Source organism: Chitinophaga horti (assembly GCF_022867795.2).
GTDB classification, from domain to species: Bacteria; Bacteroidota; Bacteroidia; order Chitinophagales; family Chitinophagaceae; genus Chitinophaga; species Chitinophaga horti.
This window is the reverse complement of record NZ_CP107006.1, coordinates 3,675,863-3,687,920: the sequence shown is the minus strand read 5'-3', so window position 1 is coordinate 3,687,920 and position 12,058 is coordinate 3,675,863. Positions and strand designations below refer to the sequence as shown.

At 50.2% G+C, this 12,058-nt stretch carries 8 protein-coding genes; 4 read left to right on the top strand and 4 right to left on the bottom strand.

Going from position 1 to position 12,058, the window contains the following annotated elements:
* The first annotated feature begins 78 nt into the window (after positions 1–78).
* Positions 79–873, top strand: coding sequence for an SDR family NAD(P)-dependent oxidoreductase (locus tag MKQ68_RS14850; RefSeq protein WP_244839481.1), 795 nt, complete (start codon positions 79–81; stop codon positions 871–873).
* 196 nt (positions 874–1,069) lie between these two features.
* Here the strand turns inward: MKQ68_RS14850 and MKQ68_RS14845 are convergent, their stop codons facing one another.
* The gene (locus MKQ68_RS14845; RefSeq protein ID WP_264279814.1) at positions 1,070–2,458 is read right to left on the bottom strand and encodes a sensor histidine kinase; all 1,389 of its coding nucleotides are present in this window, start codon (positions 2,456–2,458) and stop codon (positions 1,070–1,072) included.
* Between the two features lie 144 nt (positions 2,459–2,602).
* Here MKQ68_RS14845 and MKQ68_RS14840 point away from each other — a divergent pair, with 144 nt between their 5' ends.
* Complete coding sequence (locus tag MKQ68_RS14840) at positions 2,603–3,607, top strand: bile acid:sodium symporter family protein (RefSeq protein ID WP_264279813.1); 1,005 nt, start codon at positions 2,603–2,605, stop codon at positions 3,605–3,607.
* A 35-nt stretch (positions 3,608–3,642) separates the two neighbouring features.
* On the top strand, positions 3,643–5,256 hold the full coding sequence (locus MKQ68_RS14835; protein ID WP_264279812.1) for a L,D-transpeptidase family protein: 1,614 nt from the start codon (positions 3,643–3,645) through the stop codon (positions 5,254–5,256).
* A 78-nt stretch (positions 5,257–5,334) separates the two neighbouring features.
* Here MKQ68_RS14835 and MKQ68_RS14830 read toward each other — a convergent pair whose 3' ends face one another.
* Positions 5,335–6,090 (bottom strand): murein L,D-transpeptidase catalytic domain family protein, encoded by a 756-nt coding sequence (locus MKQ68_RS14830; RefSeq protein ID WP_264279811.1) that lies wholly within the window; start codon positions 6,088–6,090, stop codon positions 5,335–5,337.
* Positions 6,091–6,423: 333 nt separating this feature from the next.
* Here MKQ68_RS14830 and MKQ68_RS14825 point away from each other — a divergent pair, with 333 nt between their 5' ends.
* Positions 6,424–7,938, top strand: a complete 1,515-nt coding sequence (locus tag MKQ68_RS14825; protein WP_264279810.1) for a S10 family peptidase — start codon at positions 6,424–6,426, stop codon at positions 7,936–7,938.
* 158 nt (positions 7,939–8,096) lie between these two features.
* Here the strand turns inward: MKQ68_RS14825 and MKQ68_RS14820 are convergent, their stop codons facing one another.
* On the bottom strand, positions 8,097–11,522 hold the full coding sequence (locus MKQ68_RS14820; RefSeq protein WP_264279809.1) for an ATP-binding protein: 3,426 nt from the start codon (positions 11,520–11,522) through the stop codon (positions 8,097–8,099).
* Positions 11,519–11,929: a response regulator gene (locus MKQ68_RS14815; protein WP_264279808.1), complete on the bottom strand. Its 411-nt coding sequence runs from the start codon at positions 11,927–11,929 to the stop codon at positions 11,519–11,521. The genes MKQ68_RS14820 and MKQ68_RS14815 overlap by 4 nt, the downstream gene beginning before the upstream one ends.
* Positions 11,930–12,058 lie beyond the last annotated feature (129 nt).

Genomic DNA, 12,058 nt, shown 5'->3' with positions numbered 1-12,058 from the left:
TCTGATACCTCGCGATAATTCCTACTATTTCCCGGATAGTTGAAAATGCTTCAATTTTGTACTGTATAATTATTAGCTATGGATCTGAAATTAAAAGGTAAAACCGCTTTCGTAAGCGGTTCCACACAAGGAATAGGCTTCGCCATCGCACAACAATTACTGGCCGAAGGTGCCATCGTGACCATCAACGGTCGTAAACAGGAGCGTATCGACGAAGCGATAGCCAGGCTGAAAGAACTGGTTCACGGTGCCACTGTAAACGGCATTGCTGCCGACTTTTCGAAAGCGGCGGATGTTGATAAACTGATTACGCAGCTGCCAGATGTAGATATTCTCATTAACAATGCAGGCATCTTTGAGCCGAGAGCCTTCACCGACATCGCTGATGAAGAGTGGCTGCGTTTTTTTGAAGTAAACGTATTGAGCGGCATCCGCCTGGCGCGTCATTACTTCCCAAAAATGCTGGCGAAGGATTGGGGCCGTATCATTTTCATCTCCAGTGAATCAGCGATTATGATCCCGGAGGAAATGATTCACTATGGCATGACCAAAACCGCGCAGTTATCTGTCAGCCGCGGCCTTGCTGAACTTACTAAGAATACGGGCGTAACGGTGAACGCTGTACTGCCTGGCCCCACGCGTTCCGAAGGGGTCTCAACGTTCATTCAACAGTTAGCCACTACGCAGAACGTAACACCCGAACAGGCGGAGGCCGACTTCTTCAAAACCGCCCGTCCCAGCTCGCTGATACAGCGTTTTGCGGATGTGCAGGAAATCGCCAGCCTGGTAACGTATGTGGCCAGTCCGCTCTCGGCCGCTACGAACGGTGCTGCGTTACGTGCAGACGGTGGTTTGGTGCGGTCGATCGTGTAAGCAAGCTTGTATATATTATTGGGGGGCAGTCCGGACGGGCTGCCTTTTTTTTGTCACTCGTCGACACATTCTTGCTATCTGTCTACACACGTATCCCTGCCATACGACGAACCCGTAAATTACATCAGCAATATGTTTAGATAAGTTGTTTATACCAAACAAGAAAAGGCCCCGTCAATGTCGATTGGCGGGTTTTTTATTTCCCGTCGACGAGCTTCCTGGCAGGTTGCGGGATCGACTTTGAAGCCGGTTTGCCCTGTGGAAGGGAGAGGTAGAATGTTGTGCCGACGCCCTCGATGGTTTCGTACCAGAGTTTTCCGTTCAGGAGTTCTGTGAGTTCCTTACACAGCATCAGCCCGAGACCAATACCTTTTTCGTTATTAGTACCGTAGGTAGAGCGGGAGCTGAGGGTAAAAAGGTTGGCTTCCTGTTCACGCGTCATGCCAATGCCGGTATCTTTCACCGATAAGATGCATTCGCCGGCTTTAAGCTCCGTGCGGATGATGATTTCGCCGCCTTCCCGGGTAAACTTGATGGCGTTGTTGATCAGGTTGCGCACGATCAGTTCCAGCATATTGATGTCGGTATGCACTACGGCAGCGGCATCAATGTAAGTGGACACGCGGCAATCCTTTTTGCGGGCCAGCAAGGTTTGTACGCTTAATACCCTCTCTACCAGCGTAGCAATGCTCACTTCTGTTAAACTGAAGTTGACGCCGGAAATCTGGTTTTTAGACCAGGTGAGCAGGTTGCTGAGCATATTGGCCGTGTTGCGCGTCATGATCAGCAGGCCTTCGGCAAGTTTTTTCTGATCGGCTTCCGACAGGTCGAACTCGGCCAGCAGTTCCAGTGTGCTGAGGATCGAGTGCAGCGGACTTTGTAAATCGTGGGATATAATCGAGAAAAGCTTGTCCTTTTTCTGGTTTAGCTCGTCCAGGTTTGTATTTTGATGTACAATGTGTTCATTTTGCAGGGCGATCTTATCTGCCCGTTCTTCTGCTGTTACCTTTTCGCGCTCCCAGTTGTTACGCAGGTAATTGGTGATGAGGTATACACAAACCAGCGTAACGAGGTAGCTGCTGAGGATGTCGATAAAACGCTCCTGGCGATTGCTGTAAGTATCTTTGATAAGATCAGGGTACAGGTATTCTGCGGTAAGCAGTATTATTGGCAACGCCAGGTGTAAGATGGCCCAGAGGTAGTGTGTACGCCTCGGTGTGAACGCGATGAGCAGGTTGAAAGACAGGAAGAAAAGCAGCATGATGGGCCCCAGGCTACCTGAATTGTAGTAGAACGTGACGATCATTACCAGGTAGGTAGCCGCGATGTAGAATACAGAGCCTGCCTTGTACCGCTTCTTAAAACGGGAAAGGTAATAGAAGAAGGCCTGCAGCACGATGAGTATCACCAGCGCCAGCGATACCTCCTGTAAACCGAGTATAAGGTTGAAAGGTAGCAGGAAGCACAGAAGAAACAACGTTAATACGCTAATGGAATTAAACGCGCGGTTCTGCCTCGAAAATTGGTTGCTGTCACCCACGAGTTGATTCCACGTGAAAGGTATACGGGATTTTAGATCTGCCAAATCTCTGCTTTTTAACTAAACTGTCTATAAACACAAAGTTCTTGTATTTTGCAATAGTAAGCCCTAACACTAATGTGGTAGATGTGGCTGCTATTGTGTTAAGTTTTAATGATTAAGGATGGAAAACGTGGAAAAAAAGGAGTGATGGGGCGGATTGGAGCTGCTATGAAGAAAGCCGGACTGGACGCATTCGTTTTATTGCTGATAGGTGTGATCGTACTCGCCCGCATCTGGCCGCAACCCGGCGTGGGAGATGGTGCCTGGGATTTACCCGCATTGGCTGGTTACGGCGTATCACTCATCTTTTTCTTTTACGGCCTGAAACTGAGTCCTGAAAAATTGCGATCGGGCCTGCGTAACTGGAAGCTGCATATCGTCGTACAACTCAGTACCTTCCTGCTTTTCCCGCTGATCGTACTCGGCGCCCGCGCCTTATTCATGACGCCACAGACCGAGCCAACCTGGCTTAGTATCTACTTCCTGGCGGCGTTACCTTCTACCGTATCATCTTCTGTAGTGATGGTGTCGATCGCAGGAGGTAATATTCCTGCAGCCATCTTCAACGCCAGCATTTCCAGCCTGATGGGGATTTTTCTTACGCCGGTAATCATGACGCTGATCACTTCTACTTCAAGCGGGGATATGGAACTGGGTCCGATCATGGGTAAGTTGTGTTTGCAGGTATTGCTGCCTGTCATCCTCGGCCTGCTGCTTAACAAACGTTTCGGTGCCTTCGCCGAAAAACATAAAACCCGGTTGCGGCAAATGGACCAAACCGTGATCCTGCTCATCGTTTACACGGCCTTCTGCGAAAGTTTCGAGAATGGATTGTTTGATGGATTCGGTGCCATGAACATCGTGATCATCGGGGTGAGCATGGTAATGCTGTTCTTCATCGCTTTTTATCTCATCACCCTCATTTGCAACCTGCTCGGTTTTAACCGGGAGGACCGCATTACCGCGGTGTTCTGCGGTTCCAAGAAGTCGCTGATCCATGGCACCGTGATGTCGAAGGTGTTGTTTGCCCACACCCCGGATATTATCGGGCTTATGTTATTACCGTTGATGTTATACCACGCTTTACAGATCATCTTCGCGAGCGCCATTGCCCAGCGGATGGGCCGTAATACGGCCATTACGGCGAACTGAGCCTGCTCAGGCATGTGATTTGTTTCAATACCGGCATGAAACAAATCCTGACCATATCAATCAGCTTGTGTATGCTGGCCGCCTGTACCGGCAGCAACACCAAAAAAGATCCGGGTGCGAAAGAATCCATCGTTCCCCGCAACTATGCGATTACACCCGCTAACGCGTACAACGACATCTTTCTCGACAGTCTGGCCATGGAAAAGTACATCGGCACTGCCAAACTGAACGACACCATTGCCAATGCGATGAGAAGTTTCTACAACGCGCGTAACTACCAGTTTGCCTGGTTCTCGTCGAAAGGACTGTCCGAACAGGCCCTTGGTTTCCGCAGCTTGTACGATTACAGTAAAGACAGCTCTGAAAGTAAGGCGCTGGAAGCTAAGCTGGACGATCTCGTCGGGGAAGATAGCGTGGATGTAACGCCAGGTGACGCCGGTTACATTAAAACCGAATTGCAGCTGACCCAACGCTTTTTACAGTATGCGGAAAAAACGTTCGAGGATGAGAATATCCGTCGCGAGCAGCTGGCCTACTTCATTCCCATCAGCAAAAATAAAATACTGCCCATGGCCGATAGCATCCTGGCGGATAAAGAAAACCGCCGGTATGCAAAGAGCAACGGTAACTACGGTGAGTTAAAAGAACAACTGGCCCGTTACCGCGAGATCGCGCAGAAGGGTGGCTGGCCTGCACTTGAAATAGATAAAAAGAAACGATTTAAGAAAGGCGATCAGGGGCCTGAAATCCTCGCGATCAAAAAACGCCTGGCCGTTACCGGTGAGCTGAACGCTGCGGATACCTCCGCTGTGTTCGACGATGCCCTGGAAAGCGGGGTGAAGATCTTCCAGCAGCGCCATGGTTATACGGGCACGGGTGTGGTGAGCGATACACTTATCCGCCAGATGAATGTGCCGGTGTTAACACGCATCCAGCAGCTGCTAATCAATATGGAAAGAATGCGCTGGCTGCCCGCCCGTCCGGAAGGCAAATTGCTGATGGTTAACATTCCTGAGTTTATGCTGCACGCTACTGAAAACGGTAAATCGGCTTTCGATATGCCGGTGGTGGTAGGTAAGGAAGGGCATAGCACGGTGATGTTCTTTGGTGCCATGAACCAGGTGGTGTTCAGCCCTTACTGGAACATTCCCGCCAGCATCGTACGTAAGGAAATTCTGCCTGCCCAGGGCCGCAACGCCAGTTATCTCGAGAACAATAACATGGAAGTAACCGGCGAACGTAACGGCTTACCGGTGGTGCGCCAGAAGCCCGGACCGAAAAACTCACTGGGTAAGGTGAAGTTCCTGTTCCCCAACAGCTTCAACATCTACTTCCATGATACGCCTGCCAAAGACCTGTTCAACCGCGACAACCGCGCGTACAGCCATGGCTGCATCCGCCTGAGCGATCCGGCTAAAATGGCGAACTATGTGTTGCAGGATAATCCCGATTGGACGGCAGAGAAGATCGACAGTGCGATGAACGCAGGTAAGGAAAAGTATGTGAAGATAAAAGATCCGCTGCCGGTAATGATCACTTATTATACCGCATGGGTAGACGATAATAAGACCCTGCACTTCCGCGACGATATCTACAATCACGATGGCGCAGTAGCCAGGAAGATGTTTGAAGATCCGCAACCGGAATAAACTTCCTTAAAATAGCGGACGCGGCTCGCACAAGGGCGGGCCGCGTCACTTTTAATAGCAAACTTGCTACAACGCTCTTTATACGAGTTTCGTGAAATTGATCATTTTAGAACGTGCAATATAACCTTTATCCGGGCTGTAAAGAAACAGGCAGGAGCCGTCGCGGATCGTCTGGATCACTTTTTTATGCACGGCGGTAGGAATCGCCGGGCAACCCAGGCTGCGGCCGATATAACCCTGGCTGCGTACCAGGCCTTCGTTTACATAATCGGCACAATGCATTACAATACCGCGGGAAAGCGCGTTGTCATTGATGCCCTTCTCTTCCCCATTCAGGCGCAGTGAATATCCATGTTCGCCGGAATAAGTAGCGCCGGTGATGTAGAAACCAAGGCTGCTTTTAAAACTGTTGTGTGCATTGGAAAAGGAAGTGGCTTCGCCCTTACCGGAGTTTCTGCCGTGTGATACCAGGGTGTTGAACAGCAGCTTGCCATTCTCCAGGTCGATCACGAACAGGCGTTTTTTGCTGGAAGGCAAACTGAAATCCACGATCGATATCACATCGTCATTTTTTACTTTACCCGTTTTAACCAGCTGTTCGTAGCCGGCCAGCGCATAATCGAATGCCTCTTTGGAAAGGCCGATCGAATCAAGCGCAAGCTGATCGTACAGGGCCGCTTTTGCGGACGTACGGGTAACAGTAACTTCTTTAGTAACGGCTGCTTTCGTGGCTTCGGTTTTATTACCGTTGCTCGGAAGGTGAGTAGCAACAACTAAAGTGACAAGGGTGATAGCAAAGATGGCAGGTTTTACTTTACGCAAATTCAACTTCATGCAATAAATAGATTGTTTGGTAAAAAAATAAGATACGGTTCTCTCTAAACACCTAACAACGCTTAAATATTGTTCCACAGCGCGTTATGGCAGAGCTTTATGCCTAATCTTAACATTTTTCTGACGTTTAAGTGAACGATTTGTTAAAGAAAATGCCGCCCTGTCAGGCAACCTGTTCTGATATGTCAATCATGCACTGAGCCGTATATGTCTATTTGACATTCTTACGTCGCACGCTTCAACAGCACCGCGCTGACGCCATCTGTCCTAATTTTCAGCGAAATCTGCGGTAAACATATTACTTTAATCGCCAGATAATCAGAATCCAGTCAGATGTACAAAAATCTAATCCTTCCCCTGCTTACCTGCGGCGTGTTACTGCAGGCCAACGCCCAGAATGCGCCGAAATCAGCCGATAAACCGGTAGAAATGTCCCGTACGCCGGATATGGACCGAACGGTAACCTCCAGCCACCAGGTAACGATAAAGGGAGTAAATGTGCCCTACAAAGCCTACGCAGGCACGATTCCCGTGTGGGATAACGAGCACAAGCCGATTGCCGGCGTGTTCTATACTTTTTACGAGCGCAGCGATGTAAAAGACAGAAGCACGCGTCCGCTTGTGATTTCTTTCAATGGTGGCCCGGGTACTTCTTCCGTTTGGATGGAGATTGGCTATACCGGTCCGCGTATCCTGAAAGTTGACGATGAAGGTTATCCCGTACAGCCATACGGCCTGCGCGACAATCCGCATTCGATCCTGGATGTGGCCGATATCCTGTACGTAGACCCTGTGAATACAGGCTTCTCCCGTATGGCGAATAAAGACGTAGATCGCGCGCAGTTCTTCGGCGTGAACGAAGACATCCGTTATCTCGCAGAGTGGATCAATACCTTCGTGAACCGTTATAACCGCTGGGCATCTCCAAAGTTCCTGATCGGCGAAAGTTATGGTACTACGCGCGTATCCGGCCTGGCATTAGAGCTGCAGGAGTCGCAGTGGATGTACCTGAACGGCGTGGTGCTCGTTTCTCCCACGGAGCTGGGCATCGAACGTTCCGGCCCGGTAGAAGCAGCGCTGCGTATCCCTTACTTTGCGGCCACTGCCTGGTATCATAAGAAGCAACCGGCTGATCTGCAAAGCAAAGACCTGGAACAAATGCTGCCCGAAGTAGAGGCGTTTACGGTAAACGAACTGCTGCCTGCTATCGCTAAAGGCAGTACGCTGGAAGATGCGAAAAAGAAGGAAGTGGCGGCGAAGGTCGCCCGTTACACCGGCCTCTCCGAAAAAGTAGTGTTACAATACAACCTGAACATTCCTTTCGACTTCTTCTGGAAGGAGCTGCTTCGTGACCAAAGCTTCACCGTAGGCCGCCTGGATTCCCGCTACCGCGGCATCGACAAACAGGATGCAGGCACGACGCCGGATTACAATGCGGAGCTTACCTCCTGGCTGCATTCGTTTACACCGGCGATCAACATGTACCTGCGCGAAGAGCTGAACTATAAAACCGATATGAAGTACTACATGTTCGGCCCCGTGCACCCCTGGAACCGTAATGGCGACCATACCGGGGAAAACCTCCGTCAGGCGATGGCACAGAACCCTTACCTGCACTTACTCGTGCAATCCGGTTACTATGACGGTGCGTGTGATTATTTCAATGCGAAATACAACATCTGGCAGATGGACCCTTCCGGTAAACTGAAGGAACGCATTTCCTGGGAAGGTTATCGCAGCGGGCATATGATGTACCTGCGTAAAGTAGATCTCGCGTCCAGCAACGAGAACCTGAGAACGTTTATTAAGAAGGCGATACCAGCTGCGGGAACGCCGGCTAAATATTAAAACGGGGTCCGACTAAAAAGTCAAATGAAGGCTTCGAGAATCGCTTCAAACCAGGATGAGCTCCATCCGGTATCCGAATAAAAGGGGCTGACCATTACTTGTTGGTCAGCCCCTTTCATTTGCCTGGCTGCATCCTAAGATTGCAGCCGCTTGTTATTTTAAGCAGGAAATATCATTTCGAACGTAGCGCCTTCACCAGGCACACCGCTCGCGGTAATAATGCCATGGTGGTTTTCCACGATCTTTTTACATAATGCCAGCCCAATACCCGTACCCTTGTACGTTTGTTTATCGTTCAGGCGCTGGAAGATGACGAATATCTGCTCCGCATACTGCTGCTCGAAGCCAATGCCATTGTCGGCCACGGTGATCTTTACGTGAGGTTGTCCGGGTTCGAGCTGCTCGTGTTGCGCTACTTCTTCCGGGCTTAATGGTCTTGCGCTGATGTTGATCTCTGGCGTGGCCTTGTCGGCAAACTTGAGGGCATTGCCGATCAGGTTGGCGAACAGTTGTTGCAGTTGCAGGCGAACGCCTTTGATGACGGGCAGCTCCGATATTTTTACCACTGCTTTTTTCTGTTCGATGAGCAGATCGAAGTCAGTGATCACATGTTGCAATACTTTGTTAAGATCAATGCTGTTGAGCTGATCAGGCGTTTTGCTCAGGCGGCTGTAATGCAGCACATCGCGGATGAGCGACGCCATGCGCCGGGCCGAGTCGCTGATCTTCTCGAAATATTTATCTGCCACATCTTTTTCTGTAAGATGCTCTTTCAGCAATTCAGAAAACACCTGGATCTTGCGTAGCGGTTCCTGTAAGTCATGACTGGCGATGTAGGCGAACTGCTCCAGCTCGTGGTTCGATTTGGTAAGCAATACGTTCGATTGCCGCAGTTCTTCCGTGCGTTCGGTGATCTTATGTTCCAGGTCTTCGGCACTGCTTAAAGCCAGCTGCCTGGCCATCACAAGGTCAGTAATGTCCTGGGTCATCACAATAATGTGGGTGATGTTGCCCTGTTCATCCTGCACAGGTTCGTATACTGCGTTGTAGTAAGCATTGTGCAGGTGCTCATCTTTCCGGTAGGTGATGAGTCGTTCGCTTTCCACTACACGCTCACGGGTTTCGTATACTTCCTTCAGCCGCAGGTAGGGCGATTGTTCACTGATTTCCGGGAACACATCTACCAGTGACTTATGTAATACCTGTTCCTGGCGGCGGTTCCAGAAGCCGAGCATGCGCTCGTTCGCCAGTTCGATGATCATATCTTTACCGCGGAAGATAGCTACGGGGAACGGAGTGTGTGAGAAGAGGTTACGCAGGTGTTGCTCCGTTTCTCTTCGTGTAGTCGATATCTTTATCTGTGCTTTGATCCTTGCTTGCAATTCTCTGGCTGAGAAAGGCTTTACCACGTAGTCGTCTGCACCGATGTCGTAGCCTTCAATCTTCGCTTCTTCGCCTGCACGGGCGGATAATAATATGACCGGTATAGCCGCGGTGGCCGGATTGTTTTTGATGTGATGTAACAACTCGATGCCGTCCATTACAGGCATCATGATATCCGATACCACCAGGTCTGGCGCGTCTTTGGCGATCTCTTCGAGCGCCTGCTGTCCGTGGCCTGCGGTGGATACGCGATAGCCCTTCTGTAACAGGCGGGCAATGTAATCGCGCATGTCGATATTGTCGTCGACCACCAGGATGTGTGTCGTCTTTCTGCTGTTAGCGGCTTCGTGTTCAGGCTGCGCACCGGAAAGCTCGGCACCAGTGAGGCTTTGCACTTCTTTCAGGTACATGTCTGGCAACATGGATTCGTATGCCTCTGCCGACGTATCGGTGATGCGGCCGGTAGGAATGTGTGCGTTGCCCATCGGGATGGTAACGGTGAACTTGCTGCCTTTACCTTTTTCGCTCTCCACTTTGATCTTACCATAATGTAAGTTCACCAGCTCCTTCACGAGCGATAAGCCAATGCCGGTGCCTTCATGCGTACGGCCAGTGGCGTTCTCCACCCGGTGGAAGCGTTCGAACATGTTCGGTAATTCTTCCTCCGGGATGCCGATGCCCGTATCCTGCACCGTCAGTACCGCATGGTTATTCTCGCTGGTAAGCCGGAGGGTGATGTTGCCGTTTAGGGTATATTTAAATGCGTTTGAAAGCAAATTCAATACGATCTTTTCCCACATTTGTTTGTCTACATAAACAGGCAGGGGCAGGGTTTCACAAATCACTTCGTAAGTAAGGCCTGCATGTTCTATCGCCGAGCGGAAGCTTCCTGCCAGGTCTTTCGTGAACTGGCAAAGGTCTACCAGCGAAAAACTCGCCTGCAAACGATCTGACTCTATACGGCTGAAGTCGAGCAGGGTATTCACCAGGCGCAGCAAACGTAACGCGTTGCGGTGCGTGGAGGCAAGGTTGGCGCGATGTTGTTCAGGCAATACCTGGTTTGGATCATTCAGCAGCTCTTCCAACGGGCCGAGCATCAACGTAAGGGGCGTACGGAATTCATGGCTGATGTTGCTGAAGAACGTCGTTTTCGCACGGTCGATCTCCAGTAAGGCCTCTGCACGTTTACGTTCCTCTTCATAAGCCGTTACATTCACAATGCTGGAGGCGATCTGGTCGGCCACCAGTCTGAAGAAGCCAATGTATTTCTCACTCGCCTGCTGGAAAGGGCTTAATCCTACGATCAGCGCGGCGATCGGTAGTTTTTGTCCGGCTTGTTGTATGGGCATGATCAGCACCTTATTCGGGCTGCGCTGCCAAAAGCTGCCCGTAGGCAGTGGTCCGAACAATTCTCCCAGGTTTTCTTTCACGATCGCTTTGTTCTCCCGGCAAATGTCGCTCAGTCCCCAGTTATCGGGCACCTGCTCGTTCAGCTTCAGGAACGTCGGCATCATGGATGCCGTTAAATCGGTGCTGGTCTTACCAGCGAGGCGTGCTTCCGTGCAATCATTTTCAAAGTGATAGATGGCTGCGAAGGGGAAGTCCTGCGGGTTTTGGCTAAGGGCGTTGAGTGTTTTCTCGTACGTTTCCGCCACACTCTTCGATTCGAGGGTGTTGTTACCAATATCTTTCAGCGTACGCATCTGCCGTTCGCCGGTGATGCGCGCTGTATCGTCGGAGTTGGCGCAGATGATGCCCGTAGGCACGCCATCGTCGCCAGGCACCGGGCTATAGGAAAAGGTGTAATAAGTTTCTTCGGGGTAGCCGTTGCGTTCCATAATGAGCAGCAGAGCTTCGTCGTATGTGCCCACGTTTTTACTGAGGGCCGTTTCGGCGCGCGGGCCGGATTCATTCCAGATCTCCGCCCATACCTGTTTGGCAGGCTGGCCTAATGCTTCGGGGTGTTTGCCACCAACAATGGCTTTGTACGGGTCGTTGTACAGGTTAATAAGGTCGGGCCCCCACCAAACGAACATCGGTTGGGAAGAGGTAAGGATGATGCGAACGCAGGTACGCAGGCTTTGCGGCCAGGTGTCTACTGGTCCGAGTGGTGTCGAAGACCAGTCCTTTGTGCGAATCAGCTCGCCCAGCTCGCCTCCGCCGGTCAAAAACCCGGGTACAGTCTGTTCATTAATGGTCATATGGACGAAAAGGGCTTTTTATGGAGATTAATCACTTGTTCAAGGCGTTCAGATAAAAGTTTAATACTTGGCGCTTTCACTATATAATCTGCTGCACCGAGCGCCTTCGTCTCTTCCATATCGTGCGTTTCCGACGAAGTGGAATAAATAATGACAGGTATCGTATCGAGCCTTTGCAACTTTTTCATCTCCTTTAGTATTTGTTTGCCCTGTATCCTGGGCATGTTCAGGTCAAGAAAAATGAAATCAGGCCGCAGCGTTGTGTCGTCCGAAAGTTTCTTCAACGCTTCGGCACCGTCATCAAAAGCGATACAATGGACTTGTTCCTTCAGTCGCTGGATGGCGAGCGTAAAAAATTCAAGGTCATCTGCGTCATCGTCTATAAGCAGACAGGTTAGCGTTTCCAAGTTGTCAAATGGTTTATTGTTATTGTTTAAAAATCATTGTGGAGGTTGTTCCACATTTACTTTCCACAGATCAATCTGGTATATTTTATAACAATAATAGGCAAATAACTCAATGTTTGTCGCTGTAAC